This is a genomic window from Mycoplasma sp. 2704, from assembly GCF_034863285.1.
Taxonomy (GTDB): domain Bacteria; phylum Bacillota_I; class Bacilli_A; order Mycoplasmatales; family Metamycoplasmataceae; genus Mycoplasmopsis.
Window position 1 is genome coordinate 1 of the sequence record NZ_JAYFFD010000007.1, and the last position, 22710, is coordinate 22710.

Annotated in this window: 17 protein-coding genes and 5 tRNA genes; 4 read left to right on the top strand and 18 right to left on the bottom strand. The window is 28.8% G+C overall.

Features of this window, described 5'->3' with window-relative positions; translation table 4 throughout:
- Positions 1-386 precede the first annotated feature (386 nt).
- The 10 genes from VBM90_RS02870 to VBM90_RS02915 all read right to left on the bottom strand — a co-directional run bounded on the left by VBM90_RS02870 (position 387) and on the right by VBM90_RS02915 (position 5410).
- Positions 387-471 (bottom strand) — tRNA-Leu (locus tag VBM90_RS02870).
- A gap of 40 nt (positions 472-511) precedes the next feature.
- A tRNA-Thr gene (locus VBM90_RS02875) sits at positions 512-587 on the bottom strand.
- A 2-nt stretch (positions 588-589) separates the two neighbouring features.
- Positions 590-665 (bottom strand) — tRNA-Val (locus VBM90_RS02880).
- Positions 666-670: 5 nt separating this feature from the next.
- A tRNA-Glu gene (locus VBM90_RS02885) sits at positions 671-746 on the bottom strand.
- Positions 747-751: 5 nt separating this feature from the next.
- Positions 752-826, bottom strand: a tRNA-Asn gene (locus VBM90_RS02890).
- Between the two features lie 159 nt (positions 827-985).
- Entirely contained in the window at positions 986-1927 is a 942-nt protein-coding gene (gene pip, locus VBM90_RS02895; RefSeq protein ID WP_323176827.1) for a prolyl aminopeptidase, read from the bottom strand.
- On the bottom strand, positions 1917-2963 hold the full coding sequence (locus tag VBM90_RS02900) for a M24 family metallopeptidase (protein ID WP_323176828.1): 1047 nt from the start codon (positions 2961-2963) through the stop codon (positions 1917-1919). The genes pip and VBM90_RS02900 overlap by 11 nt, the downstream gene beginning before the upstream one ends.
- A gap of 109 nt (positions 2964-3072) precedes the next feature.
- The gene (gene rpmG / locus VBM90_RS02905) at positions 3073-3225 is read right to left on the bottom strand and encodes a 50S ribosomal protein L33 (RefSeq protein WP_257088959.1); all 153 of its coding nucleotides are present in this window, start codon (positions 3223-3225) and stop codon (positions 3073-3075) included.
- Between the two features lie 126 nt (positions 3226-3351).
- On the bottom strand, positions 3352-4179 hold the full coding sequence (locus VBM90_RS02910; RefSeq protein WP_323176829.1) for a deoxyribonuclease IV: 828 nt from the start codon (positions 4177-4179) through the stop codon (positions 3352-3354).
- Positions 4172-5410, bottom strand: coding sequence for a potassium channel family protein (locus VBM90_RS02915; protein WP_323176830.1), 1239 nt, complete (start codon positions 5408-5410; stop codon positions 4172-4174). Before VBM90_RS02915 ends, VBM90_RS02910 begins: the two co-directional genes overlap by 8 nt.
- 189 nt (positions 5411-5599) lie before the next feature.
- Here VBM90_RS02915 and VBM90_RS02920 point away from each other — a divergent pair, with 189 nt between their 5' ends.
- Complete coding sequence (locus VBM90_RS02920) at positions 5600-5749, top strand: hypothetical protein (RefSeq protein ID WP_323176831.1); 150 nt, start codon at positions 5600-5602, stop codon at positions 5747-5749.
- Between the two features lie 45 nt (positions 5750-5794).
- Complete coding sequence (locus tag VBM90_RS02925) at positions 5795-6028, top strand: hypothetical protein (RefSeq protein WP_323176832.1); 234 nt, start codon at positions 5795-5797, stop codon at positions 6026-6028.
- Positions 6029-6261: 233 nt separating this feature from the next.
- Here VBM90_RS02925 and VBM90_RS02930 read toward each other — a convergent pair whose 3' ends face one another.
- The 6 genes from VBM90_RS02930 to VBM90_RS02955 all read right to left on the bottom strand — a co-directional run bounded on the left by VBM90_RS02930 (position 6262) and on the right by VBM90_RS02955 (position 18770).
- Complete coding sequence (locus tag VBM90_RS02930; protein WP_323176833.1) at positions 6262-7209, bottom strand: ABC transporter permease; 948 nt, start codon at positions 7207-7209, stop codon at positions 6262-6264.
- Positions 7210-7211: 2 nt separating this feature from the next.
- Entirely contained in the window at positions 7212-9350 is a 2139-nt protein-coding gene (locus VBM90_RS02935) for an ABC transporter permease (RefSeq protein ID WP_323176834.1), read from the bottom strand.
- Entirely contained in the window at positions 9350-11602 is a 2253-nt protein-coding gene (locus VBM90_RS02940; RefSeq protein ID WP_323176835.1) for an ATP-binding cassette domain-containing protein, read from the bottom strand. Before VBM90_RS02940 ends, VBM90_RS02935 begins: the two co-directional genes overlap by 1 nt.
- A 195-nt stretch (positions 11603-11797) precedes the next feature.
- Positions 11798-13138, bottom strand: a complete 1341-nt coding sequence (locus VBM90_RS02945; RefSeq protein WP_323176836.1) for a BMP family ABC transporter substrate-binding protein — start codon at positions 13136-13138, stop codon at positions 11798-11800.
- 105 nt (positions 13139-13243) lie between these two features.
- A complete protein-coding gene (locus VBM90_RS02950) occupies positions 13244-17659 on the bottom strand; it encodes a PolC-type DNA polymerase III (RefSeq protein ID WP_323176837.1) in 4416 nt (1471 codons plus the stop codon).
- 364 nt (positions 17660-18023) lie between these two features.
- Positions 18024-18770 (bottom strand): phosphotransferase, encoded by a 747-nt coding sequence (locus VBM90_RS02955; protein WP_323176838.1) that lies wholly within the window; start codon positions 18768-18770, stop codon positions 18024-18026.
- Positions 18771-18821: 51 nt separating this feature from the next.
- Between VBM90_RS02955 and VBM90_RS02960 the strand changes: the two genes are divergently transcribed.
- Together VBM90_RS02960 and VBM90_RS02965 are read left to right on the top strand one after the other, a co-directional pair.
- Complete coding sequence (locus VBM90_RS02960) at positions 18822-19619, top strand: hypothetical protein (protein WP_323176839.1); 798 nt, start codon at positions 18822-18824, stop codon at positions 19617-19619.
- Positions 19619-20689, top strand: a complete 1071-nt coding sequence (locus VBM90_RS02965; protein WP_323176840.1) for a phosphatidate cytidylyltransferase — start codon at positions 19619-19621, stop codon at positions 20687-20689. Before VBM90_RS02960 ends, VBM90_RS02965 begins: the two co-directional genes overlap by 1 nt.
- 589 nt (positions 20690-21278) lie before the next feature.
- Here the strand turns inward: VBM90_RS02965 and VBM90_RS02970 are convergent.
- Positions 21279-22226, bottom strand: a complete 948-nt coding sequence (locus VBM90_RS02970; protein ID WP_323176841.1) for a hypothetical protein — start codon at positions 22224-22226, stop codon at positions 21279-21281.
- The gene (locus VBM90_RS02975) at positions 22219-22395 is read right to left on the bottom strand and encodes a hypothetical protein (protein ID WP_323176842.1); all 177 of its coding nucleotides are present in this window, start codon (positions 22393-22395) and stop codon (positions 22219-22221) included. Before VBM90_RS02975 ends, VBM90_RS02970 begins: the two co-directional genes overlap by 8 nt.
- Positions 22396-22710: the final 315 nt, after the last annotated feature.

Below are 22710 nucleotides of genomic sequence, written 5' to 3' on the forward strand. Positions count from 1 at the left end.
TTCTAGTCATTGTTCTTGTTTTAGTTGTTTCATAATAACTCCTTAATATAAAAAAACACAAAACATGGTTTTGTCCATGTTTTGTGTCCCAGTTTAGGTTGAACTAAATTAGAAAAGCAAATATTTTTTCATTTTGTTCATTTAGAAATAATCTTACTAATTAAATATCATAATTTGTGATAATCACTTCCTGCACTATAACTCTACGATCTGATTTTGAGTCGATACCTCTTTTTGCATCAATCACATGAATATTTAAACCATCATAGTGACCATGTTATGACAAATTGCGTGTTTTAATTCACACATTTACAGGAAATAAAAAAATCACACATTTTGTTGCGTGATGACTTATTCGACTATTTTATATTAAAACAATATTTTAATGGTGCGCGAAGAGGGACTCGAACCCTCATACCGTAAGGCACTAGAGCCTAAATCTAGCGTGTCTGCCAATTTCACCATTCGCGCATATTTTTAGTGCTGAAAGGCATAAAAAAAGCACCATGCTTGGTGCCGTCTATAGGACTCGAACCTACGACCTACTGATTACAAGTCAGTTGCTCTACCAACTGAGCTAAGACGGCAATGGTGGAAGATAAGGGACTCGAACCCATGACATTCGCCTTGTAAGGGCGACGCTCTCCCAGCTGAGCTAATCTTCCAAAAATGGCAGTCTGTACGGGGATCGAACCCGTGTATGCATGGATGAAAACCATGTGTGTTAACCGCTTCACCAACAGACCATAAATGGCGCCGATTATTGGGATTGAACCAACGACCAACTGGTTAACAGCCAGCTGCTCTACCGCTGAGCTAAATCGGCATTTTGATTTGCTAATATATTATACATAAAAATTATTTTTTCAAAATTATTTTTATATTTTTTATTTCGGTATTTATTTGGTTCGAGACTATTATAGCACATTTTAATAAAGCAAATAAAAATTATTAAAAATCCAAGATAAGCATCTTGGAAATTGAATTATTTATATGTCTCTTTAAGTTCACTAAAGATTTGAATTAATTTATTTTTATTATTTATATCCCATTGTGTGTGTCCAGCTTGTTCTATGAAATATAAGTTACAATTATCTAATTCTTTAGATAGTAAATAGGCACCAATGGGTCTTGTATCAATATCATTTCTTCCGTGAACTATATCTGTTGGAATATGTTTTATTTTGTGTGCATTCTCTAATATATAGTTATCTGATGGTAAAAATGATTTATTGACAAAATAATGTGATTCCATTAATGAAATTTGATAATCATCTTCATCAGTTGATTCAAATAATTTAGGATTTATAGAAACAATTGATTCTTCTCATTTCGCAAAAGCCCTACCTGCTTTATATTTTTTTTCTAAATCATCACTAGTTAATAATGAATAGTATTTTTCTAAAATGCTATTTCCACTTACATCTTGTACATAGGAAGCAAATTCATTATGTTTTTCTGGATAGAAAAATGAAGCACCTTTTTCATAAAGAAAATCAACATCTTCTTGTCTAGCTAAGAAAATTCCACGTAAAACCAAATGCAATATATCTTCCGGATATTTAATTGCATAAGCTAGAGATAAAGTTGTTCCTCAACTACCACCAAACAGAATCATTTTATCTATATTTAAGTGTTCCTTGAGTTTTCTTATATCTTCAACTAATTGATTAGTATTATTTTTTTGAAGTTCAAACCTAGGTTTTGATTTACCACAACCTCTTTGATCGAACATAATAACTTTATAGCAATTTAGATCAAAGAATTCAAGCGATTTAAGCGAACTTTGACCACCCGGTCCACCATGTATTATAAAAACAGGTAATCCATCTGGATTACCGCTAACACTGAAATAAATTTGATGGATAGAATCTACTTGTAAATATCCATCATGATTTATTTGCGAATTATTGTTATTATTGTTCATTTGGTCTAGAAAATACATAGTGACCATTTTCAGTAACTAGAACATCATCTTCAATTCTAGCTCCACCTAAACCTTCAATGTAAATTCCAGGTTCAACTGTAATAATCATTCCAGGTTCTAAAACAGTTTGTGAATGAGGCGAAACTGATGGTCATTCATGAACATCAATTCCTAATCCGTGTCCTGTTGAATGTAAGAAGTAATCTGCATATCCTTTTGAAGCGATGTAATCTCTACATACTTTATCAACTTCACAAGCTTTAATACCAGGTCTTACAGCTTTTCTACCTGCTGCAGCAGCTTCTTTAACAATGTTTAAGATTTCAAGTGATTTAGGATTTTTAACTTTATCTTCTCCTCCTAAAACTCATGTTCTTGTAATGTCTGCTGTATATCCCTTATATTTAGCACCGAAGTCAACTTTAAGTAATTCACCTTCCTCTAGAAGTTTATCAGTTGTATGGTGGTGTGGTTCGGCTGATGATGAAGCTGTTGCAACTATTTCATCAAAGCCTTCTTTATCTCCACCGTGTTTCTTAAGTAAATAATTTAAATAAGCTCCAGCTTCTTTTTCAGAAATACCTGGCTTAACTCATTGTTTAAATTCTTCAAGTGCTGATAGAGAAATATCAATTACTTTTTGCATTAATTTAAGTTCTTCAGCTGATTTAACAATTCTTAAATCTTGAGCATCAACTCATGAAATTTCTTCAGGTTGCACCATTGATACAATTCTGTCTTGAACCTCTTTTGTTAAGTAGTTTTTTTCCAACACAATCTTCTTGAAGTTTCTTTTATCAAATCACTCTTTCATTGAGTTTCCTTTGATTAAAACAATATCAACATTTTTAGCATGCTTTGTTGCGTATTCAATGTATCTTCCATCAACAAATAATGTTGCTTTATCTTTTTCAATTGCAATATATCCATCTGATGTTTGAACATGTGCATATCATAATCTTGTTTGAGGTGCTTCTGAAATTAAAACTTCAGCTCCTGTTTGTTCAAACATTTGATCTAGTCTTCTTCTGTCCATAGTTTTCTCCTATTGATTGTTAATGATTTAATAATTATAAAACTTTTATGCATTTTAAATAAAAATCTAGCATATGCTAGATTGGAAATTATTATAGAGAAAAATGTGACTATTTCTTTTCTCTGTGTGTTTTGTGAGCGTTACATTTTGCGCAAAATTTAAGTAACTCAATTTTTTCAGGGTGTGTTTTTTTGTTTTTCTTTGAAATGTAGTTTTCCATTTTACATTCAACACACACTAATGTGAAACCTTCTCTAGCCATTTTTTCTCCTTTACATTGAATGAAAATTAATATTTATAAATATTTTTATATATTATAAACTATAACTGAAAAATACAAAAAGTATTTAAGTCCAATAATTAAGTATTATTTATTAACTTTAAATTATTACTTTTCTAATAATCAAGCAATTTCTTCTTTATAAATTGGTCCAGTTTCTGGAACTGGTGTTTCAAGGATAATTGGGATATTATCAAAATCAGGATCATGAACAAATTGTTTTAATGTTTCATATCCAATTGCTCCCTTACCAATATTTGCGTGCCTATCTTTATGCGAAGCAATTTCGTGTTTCGAATCATTTAAATGGATAACCTTAACTCTCTTAAGTAAATCTCATTTGAGCAATTCTTTTTTAAATTCTTCATATTCTTGAAGATCATAACCTGCATCTCACATATGGCAAGTATCTAAACAAACTTGAACTCTATCCGAGTTAACTCATTTAAGAACATAAGCAATTTGTTCAAAATCAACACCAATTTCAGTACCTTTTCCAGACATTGTTTCAATACAAATAACAACATTATTTGTATTTTTAATTATTTCATTTAAAGTGTCAATTAATGTATCTAGTGCTTCCTCAGTTGGGTGTCCAACTGCTGCACCAGGGTGTAGAACTAAATATTTGAATCCTGCTTTTTCCATTCTTTGAACTTCTTGAATTAAGAAATCTTTTGCAAAAGTTGATTTTTCTGGATTGGCCGGATTAACAATATATGGTGCGTGAACAATAATATCTTCTTTAGGGATAATTGAAGAAAACTCTTCTTCATATTTTTCTAAATTGTATTTAGATACATCAACTCTGTTTGTGTTTTGGGGTGCTCCTAAATAAATCATAAAAGTGTTAGCGCCATAACTGATAGCTTCCTGACTTGATGCATATAAATAATTTGGAGCTTTAAATCCTATGTGTGATCCTAATTTAATCATTTTGTTCCTTTCGAGTTTCTTGTGTATTTTGTGAGTTTTCTACTGAAGTTGTTGCAGGTTCATTAGATTCTGATTGATTTGTTTGATTATCATCATCATCTGATTTTTTTCTAAATCCAAATCTTGATTTTTTGTTACCTGTAGTTGAAATATGTTTTTGCATTTCTACTAAAAATGCCCCAGCAATAAGACCTGATGGAATAGCAATAATTGCAACAGACATTAATGATAAGAAAGAAATAATTCCTCTTGTTATAGATGCATGAGGTGTAAAATCACCATAACCAATTGTTGTTAGTGTAATTGTTACATAGTATAAAGATGAACCAAATGTAGTTACGTAACCTGATTCTAGACCTAAAAATCCATCCATATAACCAATAATATTGTCATTTGGTAAATCTGAATAACTTACTGATGATAAATAATCAAAGATAACCACAGCTTTATCATGAGATGTTGTTGCGTCTTGTATTCTTTGAATGTATTCTTGATTATTAATTTCTTTGAAATACTCTAAATTAAATGTTTGATCTCATTTGTGATCAATGATGTATTGAATTTGAGATTGTTTTAAGTGATTTTTTTCATTGTTTCAAATTAACAAAGCAAATAAGAAAATTAAAATAAGAATTAATATAAAAATGTAAGTTAATATCTGTCTTTGTTTTTTAAACACATTAATAATAATTTGGAATGGTGCAAATAATGTTAAAACGAAGAAGAAACGGATAATTTTAAATACGTTAAATGATTTAAATAAATGGAAAATTTTTGCTTCTTCATTTTTGTTATATGAAATTTCTTCTGATGCAGGCATAAGAAAACTGATTGCATAGAGTGAGGCTAAAATACAGAATAAAATACAAATTCCATTGAATGAAAAAATATACTTCAGTACGATTTTTCAGACTTTAGTCTTTCCATCTGTATATAAATACTTGTAAGTAATAAAGTGTAGAAAGTAATCTACTATAAATATAAAGAATGTAATGACTTGGACCACAACTAAAAAACGATCAAAATGAGCTTTGTTTGGCCCCTCTTTCACTGTAATCAGTGAAAAGAAAGAAACTAAACAAGCAAATGTTATTATAGCTGCATAAATGTATGAAAAAAGTTGAATTCTCTTAGAATATGGAGATAAATTATCATCATAATTTGAGTTAGATCAAATAATATGAGCTAGTCCTTTTCACGTATTTTTACTTAAATTTCTTATCTTAAACATAATTTAATATTTTATATAGTTTTTTACAAATTTAAACATATTAGTTAGTCGGGTATTTAAGCATATAACTTATCTCTTCTGGTAAAGCCTTATTTATTGGTTCAATGAATGATGATAAATATAAAACTTATGTTTTTCCAAGCGATTCTAAATCAGTTACTATTAATTTAGTAAATCTTGCACAAAATTATGATTTATAGTAAGCACAATAGATTTCCACAGTTTTTAAAAAGAAATGATAATCAATCAGGAATCCTTCTTCCATTTGACATTTCAAAAACAAAAATTACTCATAATCTTAAAGTATCTCTTGAATGACCAGCCGTGGATTATGGTTAAGGATTAAATAGAGATGAATTAAATCAATTTGTTAAAGAAACTGGAATGGATATTGAGGATATTAGATTGTTCTTAACTGATTTCTTTGATATGAAAGTTCTATTAAGTGAAAATGAACAATATAATAATGAATGAGTAACAAATCCCGAGTGAAATACAAGCGAAGGAATTGACACTAATATCGAAACAGTCAAAATACCTGATCATATAGTTGCTAATAATAAAATGTTTTATGTACAACTAATTGGAAAACTTAAAACACCTCATAAAGCGTTTTAAATAATATAAATATGAAAAAGGTTTATGAATAGCATTATACTTAATGAAAATAAGGGTAGTTATAGCAGGAGAGAATGACGAGGCTATTACAGAGTATTTAGATGATGAATATGAATATCATGATGAAGAAAAGGACGATAGATAATATTAATAGCTAAATATGAAATAAAAAAATAGTGAACAAGCAAATTAAACTGTTCACTATTTTTATAATTTTATTTTTTGATATTGATCTATCTTTTTGATTTATCATATGGGATACCAACAGCAGCTGGACCTGATGATGATTTTGATATAAATATCATAACAAATAGAGTAATCACATATGGTACTGCTTTAACTAATTCTGAATATTTTTCCGCTTTAATATAACTTACACCAAATGATGATACTGAAATCATAATTGAAAATAAAAGCGATATAACTATAGCGATTGATATTCTTCATCTTGACACAATCATGATAGCCAATGCTAAGAATCCTAAACCTTCAACATCTTTTGTAATTGAGAAAGGTCCTTGGAAACTTTGAGCATAAAATGTTCCAGCTAAACCTGCAACCATTCCAGCTAAAATAACTGCTTGTCATTTAATTTTATTAACATTGATACCAGCAACATCGGCTGCTTGTGGGTTTTCACCAATTGCTCTAAATCTTAAACCTCATTTAGTTTTTCTTAAGGCAAATCAAGAAGCAAATGCGATGATTAGAGTTGCGAATGTTTTGAATGATACTATATTTTGATACTCACCTAAAGATGAACTTAAAGCTAACTCAGATCTACCATAATAAGTTGCAGTTTGTCCTTCTTTTTGTATATCAAGAATAAATAACATTAAAATACATGCAATACCTGTCGCTAATAATCCCATAGCAAACCCTGAAATTGTTTGGTCTGATTTTAACTTAATTGTAGCTAAACCAAATAATAATGCAAATAATGCTGATGCACCTACGGATAATAATGTTAAAGGAATTTGTCAAAGCATTGATGTTTGCTCTTTGTGGAAAATAAAATCTGTTAATATAACACTAAACATAACATACATTATGGCCCCAAATACCATGAAACCATTAATTGCAATGTTGACGATCCCTGCTCTTTCTGAGAAAATTCCTGAAATAGAACCTAATAAAAGAATGCAAAAGAAGAATACTGCATATGAAACAATTAATTCCATAATTATTTAGCTCCTTCCATTGATTTTGATTCTTGAATTCTTAAAACTCTATTGTCTCATGGTTTGATAATGTATTTATTTACAAAATCATTATAAATTTTCTCTCTAACTTCTCTATAAACTAATTTTCTTGAACGTTTAAGAGCTTTTGATTTTTGAACATAAGATTGATACTCATCAACACCTAAATCAGTTCTAGCTTTTTGTAATGCAAATTTCTCTTTTGAAATTTCATCATAAATAGTCATTTTTGACTCAACTGATTGACCCTTTAAAGTAAGAATTAAACTTGCAACTCTCGCTTCATAAGCTTTTTCATATCTTGCAAATACTTGAAGTTTTTCTTTTGAATATCTACGTAAAATCTTAATTTCATCCTTAATTGATGTGTTGTAAATTTTTGATTTTAATTCTAGAATTTCAAATTCTAACTTCTTAACTTCATTCGCAGTTTCTTCAGATATTTTTAATTTATTAACTCTTAGCTGACCATCATACTCATTTTTAGCATATAATCTTCAATCAGCATTTGCTTTTTCTTTAGCTAAGTATAAAGCTCATAAATATGCTTTAGAAGTTTCATCTAATTCTCTCACGTGTTCATTTCTTGATCAGTATTCATAGAATTTATCTATTTGTTTTTCATAGAATTTAGCAAATGTAAAGCTTGAAAGTGTGTCTTGTAATTTTTGTTTTTGTGCTTTTTTGTATTCTTTTAATTTAACAGATAATTCTGCAATTTGAGCTTTTGTTTCTTTAACCATTTGTTGATATTGTAAGAATCATTCTGAATAATATGATTTGCATTTTTCATCAATTTCTTCTTTTGTCATATCAGGATCCGAAGAAATTAAATTTTCTGCATATAAAGCTCTTGCTTTATTTCAAGATTTTTTAATATGAGATCTTGATCTTAAATTATGATAAATAGAAAAGTTTTGTCAGTATTCTCTATGACACATTAGAATAATTTGTTTTCATACATAACGCATTGGTCTAAATTTATAGAACATAATAGATAATGCTGACATAAATATAATTATCCCTGTGATAATTGGGAAGAAATCTTTTGATACTTTTGGTCCTATCTCTGTAACTGAGAATGAGGCTTGTCCACTTCGTATCATTCCATATAGAAAACCAGTAGCAAGAACACCAAATGGATTATTAAGAGCAACAAGAGCAATTGCTATGGCTTCAAAACCAATAGCTAAAGGAGCTTGTGGTTTAATAGCCACTTGTCTTGTGTATACAACAATGTAGAAGAACCCACCTAAACCAGCAAGAGCTCCTGCTATTGCCATTACACAAACAGTTACTGCCTTTTCATTTATTCCAACATATTTTGAGTTTGTTTTATTTAACCCAACCATTTTAATTTTGTATCCAAGTGTTGTTTTTGAATAAACAAATCAAATCGCTACTGCAATTACACAAACAAGTGTAATACCAATATAAATAAATAATCTTTGAACATCAATCCCTAAGTCTCTACTTAAGTTAGTGAAAACTAACTTGGCAGTAGTACCTGGTTCCAGACCGATTCAATTTGTATAATTAGGATCTGATTGAGGTATAAATACATCGTTTGAGAATGTGAAAAGTCAAATACCTAAAAATGTAACAATTCAGTTAAGAAAAATTGTTGAAATAACTTCATGAACATTAAAGTATGCTTTTAAAATACCCGGAATTGCACCAACCATAGCACCGATAATGATACTAATGAACATCATTCCTAATAAAAAGCTTAATGATAAATTCTTCAAATCAACTCTTGTGCCAGCTAAAATAGCAAAGAATAATACACCAGGTAGCAACATCTGTCCTGAAACACCAATGTTGAATAATCCAGATTTAAACCCAATTGCTACAGAAAAACTCGCTAGTGCAAAGAAGATGAATAATAATAATGTATCGTTAAGAATATATTCACTAAAAGCAAACTCGAAAATATTTTGCACAAAAGTGAAAATTGTTGTTTCTGTTCCATCAGCAATACCTTTTAATCAGTAGATTACTGAAGCAAATAATAAACCAATTAAAACAGCCCAAAGAGATGAATAAAGTTTTCTTCTAGATGATTTTTTATCTTCAAGCATTAAATTTTCTTTAATTTTATTTGCTGTTAATGTGAACATTATTCACCTCCTTTCTTGTGAGCCATATAAACTCCAATTTCTGTTCTTGTAAGTTCTTTTGCAGGTTTCACAGCTAAAATTTCACCAGTGTTAATAACTGCAATTTTATCTGCCAATGATAAAACTTCATCTAATTCATATGAGATTAATAAGATGGCTTTACCTTCAGCTTTTTCTTTTAATATTCTTTCATGAATATTTTTGATAGCTCCAACGTCTAATCCACGTGTTGGTTGTAATATTAAAATGAAATCATGTGGTGAGTTCATTTCACGACCAACAATGAATTTTTGTTGATTCCCTCCTGAAAGGGATCTTGACATTGAGTATCCATTTCTTGCACCACGAACATCAAATTTTTCAATAATATCTTCAGTTTCTCTTTGCATAGCTCTATTGTTTAAAAGTCCAGCTTTGCTGTATTTTTTATCTCAAAGTCTACGTAAAATTGAATTATTTTTAATGTTATAGTCAAGAACTAAACCGTGTTTATGTCTATCACTTGGTATGAATGAAAGACCTAATTTTGAAATATCATAAACTGATAATTCATTTATGACAAAGTAATCATCATTAACAACTTTTTTCTCATTTGTATCTGATAAGTAGAAATATGCAAGCAATCCACTCACTATAAATGCAAACATTAATACACTAAACATAATCATTAGTCCTAGTGCTACAAGTGGAACAGTAGTTAACAATGAAATTAATGATGTGATTGCTAATGCTGAAGCAGAAGCAATACCAAATGATATTAAAATAACAAATAATTTATTACGTTTGATTAATTTAGCATGCTCATTTTCAAACTTTAATAATTTATTCACTTTCAATAAAACAGTAGTGATAATACTTAAACATAATACAATAATTGAAGAAGCTAATGCTACTACTATTGATGTATTTGTTGAAGTAAACACTAATGCAGCAAATAGTACAGCAAAGCCAGAAACTAAACCTAATACTAGGAATAGTATTTTAAAAACTAGCAGCTGTCTTTTGCTCATTTGCTTTTGAAAACTAGTTTTTGCAAAAATAGTTTTTTCTTTAAATTTTGGTCCATATATTGAAAATAAAATCAACATAAGAAGGATTATGCTGAAAGAAATCGCTAATCCTCCACCGATATTCATAATAGCTTTTGTTGAATCAGATTGGTAATTAGCTGCAGCTAATAAACCTAAACCTGAGTATAAGAATACAAATAATGAAATCAATAACATAATTATATTTTTTCTTGTTTTTGATTTTTGGATTAATTGCATTCTTTCTTTAACAAGTGGTGTCTTTTTATAAAGAACTTGACCTGTTGTTGGTTTTATCATCCCACTAACAACTTTTTCTAAGTCAGTTTGTCCATTACCTTCAACTCCGGCAATAGCAACAATTTCACCGCTTCTAATTTCTAAATTAACATTTTTCAATGGTTTTTCACCATCTGTAGAAACGTTATCTAATTTGAAAACAACTTCATTTTGTGATGTATCTGAATATTCATTTCTAATAATTTCGACATCACCACCAACCATACGGTTAGCCATTTCCTCAATAGAAACATCTGCTACTTCGAAGTTTCCTACAACCTTACCGTGTCTTAAAACTGTCGCATTATCAGCAACTTCTTTAATTTCAGCAAGTTTGTGAGAAATAAATAAAATTGTTTTACCTTGTTCCCTGAATAATTTGAATGTATTCAATAGACCTTGAATTTCTTGGTCTGTTAAAACAGCAGTTGGTTCATCAAAAATTAAAATATCTGAATCACGATATAACATTTTCATAATTTCAACTTTTTGTTGAGTTGCAACTGTTTCTTTACCAGTTAACCTGTTTAAATCAAAATGCAAATCAAACATTTCTTGAATTGTTTTGATTTTTTCAATAGCAGGTTTAAAATCAATGATTCTAGTAAATTTATTTCTATCCTCAGCTCCTAAAACAATGTTTTCAAGGTTTGTATATACATCAACAAGTTTAAAGTGTTGGTGCACCATACCAATACCTAATCTATTAGCATCATTAGGACCTTTGATTAAAACTTCTTTTTCATTTACTTTGATAATTCCTTCATCAGGTTCATACAACCCGAATAATATAGACATTAAAGTACTTTTTCCGGCACCATTTTCACCAATTAAAGCGTGAACTGTACCTTTTTCTACTTTAAAGCTAATATTCTGGTTAGCCTTAATAGAACCGAAAGATTTAGAAATATTATCAAACTCTATTGCATAAAAGTTTTGTTTCATATCTTTCCTTGTGTTTTTAATATATTAAAAAAATAAATAATAGAATTTAATGTCTATTATTTACATTTTAATTATATATTTTTTATTCTTAATTTTATGATTTAGTGTTTTCTCTTTTATTGCAAGGAGGTAGGTATAAAAATAAAAAGGATACCAAAATTAGGTACCCTTTAAAAAATTAAGTTTGTTGAAAAATTATTTTAACATTTCGCCAGTTAATTCTTGAATTAAGTCAGGAAGTGATAAAGTTGCAGAATCTGTTTTATTTAATTTATCTGATGAAATAAAATCTATGTCCTCTTCAGATAATTCTTTAAATTTAGCATCATATTTTGCTAATAATTGATTCATTTTTGTTCTCATCGCTTCATCTTTGAGTGTACTTTGTGCATAACCAACTCACCCTTGTTTGAAACTTCCTCTAATTGAGAATGATCTCTCTGGTGTTTTTGTACTGTAAATATTTTTGCTATCAATACCATATGTGATGTATAGGATTGTATCGTAAACAGCTTGTGCAATATTTTTTGTAATTGATGTATAGAATTTTCCTGAGTCTTTTGATCTTGATTTTGCTTGATCAGTATCCACTCCGATTACACCAATGTGATCTGTATTTGCTTTTTTCTCAAGTTCATCTAATGTGAACCCTGTCGCTGGTCCAGCAACTGGTAAAATAACTGTCGGATTTGAAGCAATTGCATTTGCGATTGCACTATCCATTGGTTTACCTGATTCAAAAGCAGTATTAAGCGCTACACTTGAAAAGTCATTTGCAAGACCTTTACCTTGTGTTGGTCTAACTTTTTTATTAGCATCTGATTGAGTTTTATTTATATCAAGAATACCTCTGTAGTAACCTTTAATAAAATCAACAACTCCATGGAAAGGCATACCTCCAAATGCTGTTACTTTTCTTTTGTTTGCATATGACTCTTCTGTTGCCATTAATTCAGCAACTGCTTGTCCAACGATATATGATGATTCAGCAACTTTAAAATCTAAACCATAAAAGTCTCCATAACCTTGAAGTTCATTTGGATCTATTGTGAAGTCTGTACCTATGATTTTTACATTGTTCTTAATTAATCTATCCTTATTTTGTTGGATGTATGCTTTAATTGCATCTCCATGTGTGAACCCTGAAAGAATTCAAATGTTATATTTCCCTAATAAACTATTGTAAGTATTTTCATAACTATTACTTTCTGGTTCTGAGTAAGCAAATTTAGGTTCTGAACCTGTAAGCTCTTTAATGTCATCAACATATCTCATCATTCCTTCATATGATGATTGGTTAAATGATAAGTCAGTTACGTGACCAGAGTCTGTTACAACAACAACAGAAAGTGGAGTTTTACCTTGAATAGTTTCAGCTGTTAAAGCTGTATTTCTGGTAATGTCTGCAATTGGAGTAATATTTGCTCTTACTCCTGAAGTTGTTTTGTCTGTTCTTCCACAAGAGATTGCAGCAACTGGTGCTATAGCTGTTGTGATTCCGGCAACAGCTAATAATAATGATTTAATTTTTTTCATTTTTGTCCTTTTGTTTAAATAATTATTTAAAGAAAATGAGGATACTATAAAGATATCCTCATTAATATTATAAAACTTTTATTTATCAAAGTTATTTTTTAATTTTTAAAAAAGTGTTAGCTGATTTGTTTCATTTAATTCATCAAGAACCTTGAATTCTTCATTCAATATCTTGTAAAGAGTTTGATTTACTCTTCCACGTTTTCTGAAGTCTTCTTTTGAAACAAATTCGCTTTCATTTCTAGCATTAACAATTTCAGTTGCTACAGCTTCTCCAAGCCCACCTACAACTGTAAATGGAGGTATAAGAGCATTATGTTCATAATCTATTACTCATTCAGTTGCTAATGATTTAGTTAAGCTGATGTTTGAAATACTTAATCCACGTGCATACATTTCTCTTGCGAGTTCCAAGGTTTGTAATAACTGATCATCTTTAACTTTTCTATCATTCATTAAGGTTATTTCCTTAATTTTTTTATTAATTTTTTCAATCTTAAAGTCGTTCATCATTACATGTAAATCGAATTCAGTTGCTCTAGTTGTGAAAAATGTTGCATAGTATTCTAAAGGCTTATAAAGTTTAAATCAAGCAATTCTTCAAGCCATAAGCACATAAGCAGTAGCGTGAGCCTTAGGGAACATATATTTAATTTTTTGCATTGACTCAATGTATCAAGATGGTACATTGTTTTTCTTTAATATTGCAACTTGTTCTTCCGTTACACCCTTACCTTTACGTACTTGTTCCATAACCTTGAAAGCTAATTTAGACTCAATATTTTTCTTCATTAAGTATTCCATCATATCGTCACGACAGGAAATAACATCTTTTAATGATAATCCCATATCCTTGATAAGTGATTGAGCATTTCCTGTTCAAACATCAGTACCATGAGAAAGACCTGAAATTGATATTAAGTCAGCAAATGATTCAGGTTGAGCTTCAATCAACATCTTTCTAACAAACGATGTACCAAACTCAGGGATACCTAAAGCACCTGTTGGTTCACCACCAATTTGTTCAGGTGTGATATTTAATTCTTTAGTAGTTGAGAAAAGTGACATAACTCTTTTATCTTTTTTAGGTATGTCTTTCTTAACATCTAAACCAGTTAATTTTTCAAGCATCCTAATTGCCATTGGGTCAATGTGTCCAAGTAAGTCTAACTTAAGGACATTGTCGTGGATAGCTCTATAATCAAAGTGAGTTGTTTTTCAATCGATTGAAGTATCATCAGCAGGATAGTTAACAGGTGTAAAATCTTCAACATCGAATTCTTTAGGAATAATTAAGATACCTCCAGGGTGTTGTCCTGTTGTACGCTTAATGTCTTCAAGTTTTGAAGATAAATAATCAACAAAAGCATTTGAATAACCCAAGTTATATTCTTCGTTAGCTTTTTTAACATAACCAAAGGCAGTTTTGCTTTGAATTGTAGAAATAGTTCCAGCTCTTAGAGTATGACTGTCACCAAAAAGTTTCTTAACTTCATTATGAATAATTGGTTGGAAGTCACCAGCAAAGTTTAAGTCTATGTCCGGAACTTTATCAGCATCAAATCCTAAGAATGTTTCGAATGGAATAGTGTGTCCATCTTTATTCATAAGTGTTCCACATTTATCACAATTTTTATCATCTAAGTCAAATCCTGAAGTTATATTAGAATCTTCATTTAAAACGAAGTTTTTGCAATTTGAACAAATGTAGTGAGCCGGTAATGGATTAACTTCAGTGATACCTGCAAATGTAGCAACTAAAGATGAACCAACACTTCCACGACTACCTACAAGATATCCACTTTCCAATGATTTTTTAACCAAGATATGCGAAATTCAGTAAATAACATCAAATCCATATTTAAGAATAGGCGTAATTTCCTTTTGAAGTCTTTCTTCAATCATTTGAGGAAGCACTTCTCCATACCTTTCATGCGCTGTTTTATAAACTAATTCTTTTAATTTAACTGCTGAATCATCAAATTTAGGTGTGTAAAGTTTGTCGTGAACAATTTTAATTTCTGGATCAATTAAATTAGCAATCTTGTTTGTATTCACTATAACTAAATCATTAATTAATTGCTCATCATTTAGGAATTTAAATGACTCAAGCATTTGATCAGTTGTATAAAACTCTAAATCAGGTAATAAGAAGTTTCTTCCTTCAAATTCAACTTTTCTATGGTCAAATAAGAAGTGTGAAGAGTTACCAATACCTTTTGAATAAACAAGGCATCTGAAGACTTCCTTATCTAATTTATTTTTATATCTAACATCCCCAATTGCAACAGGAATTTTGTTAAGTTTATTTGCTCAATTAATCATTCTTTTAATACCATCATAAATTTCTTCTTGAGTAAATTTTTCCTGTGGTTCTAAGTAATGTTTTAGTGCATTAGGATGTGGTATTTCAATGTAATCTGCAAATTCTGCTGACTTTTGAATTTCAATATCTGATGAATAAAAAATATTGTCTATAAATCTACTTTTAAGTCCACCTGACCCTATTAAAATGTTTTCACTCTTCTTGATGTCCTCCATAAATAATTTAGGAGACTTAAAGAATCTTTCGGTTAATGAAAGTGTGATTAATTTAGAAATTTCTTTAATTCCTTGTTGGTTTTTAGCAAGAACAGAAATTTGATTTGATCTAACATGTGAGTAAACATTTGGTTCATAAGTATTATATAAATCATCAAATGTTAAAATACCTTTCTCTTTTAACATTTGAATTGACTTAATTCAAGCACTAGCGAGAACACCAGCATCGTAGTCAGCACGGTGAGCTACTGCTGAATCATAACTAACTTGTAAATATGAACAGTAGTTCCCTAACGTATGTGAACGTTTTTCAGGGAATAGCAATCTTGAAATGTTAAGTGTATCGACAAAGAATGTGTTTGGAACTTTTTTACCTTGCTCAATGAACTTTTGGATAATAAAGTTAAAGTCGAAGTTAGCATTATGAGCTACACAAACTTTATTATTTAATAAATCATAAATTTTGTCAAGAGCTTCATTTAACTCGATCCCCTCTTCATCTAACATTTTTTGTGTAATGTTAGTTAAGCTCATTGTTTTAGCACTAAGAGGTTTTTGTGCTTTAATAAAGAACTGTAAGTCTTTATGATTAAAAGCATTATGCTCTTTAACAATTTGAGCACCAAATTCAATTAATTCTCCTGTTTGCGCTGATAAGTGTGTTGTTTCAATATCAAGCACAACAAATTCAGTTTGCTCTAAAACTGCATTTTTATCAGGTAAATAATTTAATAAGAAATTATGATTTTTTGAAATAACATCAAAACTAACTCCATAAATTGGTTTAATACCAGCTTTTTTAGCAGCTTTTTCGAAAGTTGGATAACTTTGCACACCATTTGAATCGACTATAGCAACTGCTGAATGTCCATATTGTTTAACTATGGAAACAATATCTTCAGCATTTAAAAGTCCATCCATAGTTGACATTTTTGTTCTTGTGCTAAGCTCAACTCTTTTTTCATAAGCTAAATCTTCTTGCTCTTCTGTAAGTGGATCAACTTTGCTAAAAGAGTTAACTGTTATTTGTTTATTGTACTTGTCTACACCATTGTAAGTTGAACCATATGGATTAGAAACTCTACCCATAGCTTCAACTGTATCTCCAATTTTTGGAACATAAACATCTTTATTATTTTCTCTCTCAAAGAAAACTGTACTAATAGCATCATTATAATCAGTAATTGAAATGTTATGAATTTTTAACCCTTTGTTAGTGTCTCTAACATCAGTTTTATAAACATAACCAGTTACAGAAACATTTGTAGATTCATCTTCATAAGGAAGTTCGTGAACTTCCTGAATTGTGTATTTTGTATAACTAGATGGCGAACGTCTTTTTCCTCAACTTCCTTTATCATAGCTGATTGAACCTTTTTTAGATGAAGTTGAGACTGTCTCGCGATCACTAAATTGATTTTTGATTTTGTCATAATTTTGAAGGATGTTATTGTTGATTTGTTCTTTTAAATCAAATGTATTGACTTTAACATTTAATTCAAATGCATCAAAACCAAAAATTTCTTTCATATACTTATTAACTGCATTTAGTTCTTCTTGAAATTCAGGAGTATTTTGATAATCAAAAATATGTGCTAAATATTTTCCTGTTTGTTCATCATAATTAACATTTTTAAATCTTAATACTCTTGCAATTCCACTATTATCTGGAAGAGTTTTCTTAACTACATATTCCAAATAATTAAGAACTAATGGACTTGATAAATATTCATTATTATCATATTTAAATTTGAAATTAACTCTTTCTTTTATAGCTGCGATTGTTAAAACTCTTAAATCCTCAAGCGATGGAATTGTTAAAAGAGTTAAAGTGATCTCTAATCTTTCTTCATTTGTATTTGAATTTTTAACAACCTTAATACTATTGCTATCTATTTTCGCATCCAAAAATGATGCGATAAAAGGTAAATTTAATTTGTTAGCTAGTAAATTAAATTTTTGATTTTTGTATCCTTCCATTACTTCACCACCTTGTATAAGTTATAAAAACATTATTATAATTAATATATAGTATTTTTTATTAACTATCTTTTAAAAATTTAAATATTGAAAGAAAAAATAACGACCTATAAACCGATGAAACACCACATAAGAATGCTATTTTAATTGCATAATAGTCATTTATATTTCAAATTATAGCTTTAATACAATTGCTGAATTGAATTGTTACAAAATAAAGCATCGAATTGCAAAATAAGATAAGAAAAGTAGACAGTTTTGACCTCTGTCCACTTTTCTTATCTTAGTTTAAAAAATTAGTAATTTAATGAGTACTTGCAATTCTTATTATAGAAATATATTCTATTCACTGAAACTTCTTCCTCTACCTCCTAAAGGTATTAGTTGATTTCTTATATTCATATTCTTTAACGGTCTCTTTTAATTTTACAATTAAACCTGCGTCATCAAATGGTTTTGTTTCTTGAGCATTCACTCAAAGAATTGTTAAGTAATAAACTAATATTTTTTGTTGAATTAAATATTCTTCTCAATATGTATCATAAACATTTAAGAAAAACTCTTCTTGCTCTTTATTTAAGTATGAACCACAAATAAAGTAAGCTAAATCAAAATGCTTGTCACCCATTGAAGCATACTCTCAATCGATAAAGTAAACTTTGTCGTTTAAGTCTAGGAGAATATTGTTTAAGTATAAATCATTGTGCAATGGTCTATTTGATTCAGAGTTTTTTAATATTAAATTGATTCTCTTATAGTAATCATTAAGAACATCAATTTTTATTCCTCTTTCATTCAGAATTCTTCTATACTCTTTAACTCTTGAAGCTACATTTGTTTTAGGGAACTGTAGCTTTGAATCGTGTAATGTCTTAAAATTATTCGCAATTTGAGTTAAAACATCTTTTGTAAACACCAATGGTTTTGTCTGAATATACTCTCATTCAACAGAATTTTCTGTTTCATTAATTAAACGAGGTACAAAATCAAATTTCTCAAGTAATGCGTAATCTAACTTATGATTGAATTTATTTAAAACCTTTTCTTGATAGATTGAATTTTCAGTCATATATGTCTTATTTGTATGTCCGATATTTATCGGTTTTTTCATATGTACCTCCACAATTTTATTTTTTAAAAGTATATAATTAAGAATTATAAAATGAAATTAATAACTATGAAAAAATTATCAAAATATATTGTTATGGATTTGGGTAACACATTCATCAAAATAGTTAATTACAAAGTTGACTTAAGAACAAATGAAATTAAACAAGGTAAGGCAAAAATTATTGACTACTTGGCTTTTACCGAAGAGCTCGCTAAAATACTTAAAGATCTTGAAGACACGAGAATCCTTGTAGCTGCAACTAATGCAGATGAGGATTTATGCAAAACCATTATCTTCGCCATGGCAAGTAAGTTGGATTTTATGTCTAACGATTTAGTTTACTTAAACGATGAGAAAAAAGTAATTATTAAAAGGATGTCTCACTTAATTGATAAAAATATAAAACACAAAGGTTCTATCGGTTTTGATATCTTATCAGCATTACTTATAAACTCAATTAAATATAAAAAAGATTCAATTAACTTATTAGGAACATATTGAGTTAATTTAAAAATGGAAAACTTAATTCTTAAAAGTGTTTCAATAGCTAGAATACTGGACTTTTTCGATATGCCATTTGTAGCTCCTGGAATAATTGAAAGTGAATTAAGAGTACCTGAAACTAAAGTAGGAACAACTACAAAAACAGCTATGTTAAATGGTTTAAGCGCTTTATTGTCAGGTTATGTATCTTCATTTGATAAACCAGAAAACTCAATAATTTCTGGTGGTTGATCTAGATATTTTGATAAAAGTTTATTTACTATTGAAAAATTCATTGTACCTGAAGGGTACTTGCATATGTATCTTCAATTTCTTCAAGAAGTTGAAGATCAAGAAAGGAAATAATGAAAAAAGAAGAACAAAAATCTTTTTGAATAAATAGAGTTATTCCTGCTCTAATTATCGGACTTGTTCTAGTTATATTTTTAACAGTGTCAAAATACTCTTTTGATTTTAATTTATATAAAAACTTTAAAGATGGAGTATTTTGGTTTTTAAGAACATTGTCTATTTTGATTTTTGTAGGATTTGCTTTTTGAATTTATTATGAACTTTCAAAAGCATATCTACAAAACCATAAGATATTTAAATGAGTTTTACCTGCTTTAGCAGTTGGGTTACTCTTTGCTTATCCAAACTTCCTTAAGTTCTTAACAACTCGGATAACACCCTCAGAAAGTATTTTAGTTAATAAAAATATATTACAAATTGGTTCAATCTTTACAGATGCTACTTATGGTGCATTTAGTTTCTTTGATGCAATATGACCTTTAACAATTACATTAATTTTTGTATTAATTAGATTTTTAACTGTTAAAAACATTAATCTTAAATATTTAACAATTAAAGCTTTATCATTCTTTTTCATCTTTTCATTCTTAACATACTTCTTAAAATCATTTATGGTATTGCTTGCGCAAACTTACGCAATTGAAGTTATTTTATTAATTGTATTCATTGCAATGTCTTGCGACATTGGAGGATACTTTGGAGGTAAGCTTTTAGGTCACAAGTTTTTCAAACAAAAACTTGCTCCAGCTATTAGTCCTAAAAAGACAATCGAAGGCGCTATTGTCGGAATTATTGTTGCAATCGTAGTTACGTTAGCATATATAGGAATAGCTTATGGAATAGGATCAGACAAAAAACAAACATTAATGCACATAATGATGACACCATGAAATGTAGATGCTAATAGCTTAAATATGATGTTTGTGTATTTAATGTTATTTATCTTCCTTGCGCCTATGTTTGCAATCTGTGGAGACTTAGCATTTTCACTCATAAAAAGAAGAAATGAAATTAAAGATTTCTCAAACATATTAAGAGAACATGGTGGTATTTTGGATAGATTGGATTCAATCTCTTTTGTATTTATTTTATTTATCACGCTATCAATGTTCGCGATAATATAACAAATTAGCCTACAGGCATAGGTTAAATATTTTAAATGAATGAGTCTCTATGGCTCATTTTTTTCTTCATATGCGTATATCCTATTGAATAATAAACTAAAATATTAAATAATACAGTAATTCGCTGAATCAATAGATACTCAACAATTAGTTCATGAGTTATATGAATAAAAATAAAAAATATATGAATCAAGATTCAGTTAGTGTTAATAGTATTTTACAAATAAAAAATCAGATAACTTTAGACAATTTGTAATACCGATTTTTCAAAGAAAATATGTTTAAAACAAGAAGAATGCACTGTCTTAATATATGCAAGACTTAAAAAATGTTTTCAGCGACATTGAATAATAAACTAAGACAAGAAAAGTAGACAGTTTTTTATTTTCTGTCTACTTTTCTTGTCTTAGTTTAACTAAATTTATAGCGTTTCACTTTGCGATTCACAATGACTATAGTAATTTCACTCTAGTCATTTTATTTTTATAAAAAAACTGAAATTATTTTAGCAGCATACTAAAATAATTTTTGTACCTACATTTAATAAAGTTTGAAGTTTAATACTGATGAAATACATTGATAATTAATATTAAAATATTTTTTCAATATTAATCACTAATTTATCAAAGTATTTTCTAATTTCATCACTGTTCTCCAAAAAGTATTTTTGTTTATTATATTCTTCTACTAAATCAGTTAGTGAAAAACCTCTCACTGTAGTATTTCCTCTAGAAAGTGATTCGAAATCAATCAACTCAAAAACTTTACGAGCCATGTTATTTTTTAACTTTACAAAAACATATTGTCTATTTTTATGTAGTTTGTTTTGATCGAATATTTTTTCATTATAATCGTAGAATCCCTGTCTATGGATTGCGAAATCTCAATTATATTTAGATTTATCAAAATATTTAAGTGTGCTCATTGTATTATTGTGAATAAAAGTTTCAAAATCATCTGTTTTTATTGATTTTGGTAATTTTAATCTTTTATCATCTATATAAATCTCTTTTCTCTTATTAACTCAAATTTGAAAAATACAATTAACGTTATACTTATGATTTTCTACCAAAAATGAATCATCTGAAAGAACTGATTCATAAACCAATTTTGCATTTGGTTCTACATGCTTTTGCATAGAATATCTACTAAATATTTTAGGTAATATAAAACATACAACATCACTTTCTGTGAGAGCTTTATTCAAAAAATCCAATGCTAATTTTCCTCTATAACCAAAAGGAGGATTACCTATAACAAATCTGTTCTTTTTGTATTTTAATTTTACTTGAAGATAATCGCATTCAACACCATTATCATGTGGATAATTTGATAAATCTATATCATAAGCTTTTATTTGAGACATCTTTATCTTATATTTAATAAGTGAGTCGACAAAATTACCGGAACCAACGCTACTTTCGATTATTTCGCTATCTCGCACACTAGGAAACATACCTATAATTTTTTCTACTAAAAAATCAGAAACAATAGGATTTGTGAAAAATTGGTCTAATTCCTTAGTTTTCTTATTCATCACTTCCTTCTAACATTTTTATCACATTCATCTCAAAACGATCACCAATTTGCTCGTCAAAAATATCTTTAAACTTGCTTGTTCTAAAATCATTAGCATAGCAAAAATCTTTTCTGACATAAGGTTTTAACCCAAAAGCGTTTTCAGTTTCAATTTGCATTAAATTCATTTTTATCAATTTTTTTCTTAATTCAGCTATAGAAACATCTTGATTATTCTCTGTAAAAAATTCATTTAGTAAATCTCTAGTTTTAGAAGATATAAAATCCTCTCCCTTAAAAAAGGTTAAATGAGAGTTTTTATATATATATATATATCAGGTCCTTTAGGCAAATTGGAATTTCATTTTGGTAATTTTGAACCTGTTTTGTTTCCTGAAGAGCCTTTTATTTCTATCGGATAAACTGGGACACAAAATATGGACAACGTCGTATTTTGTGTTTTTTATATTAAGGAGTGATTATGAAACAACTAAAACAAGAAC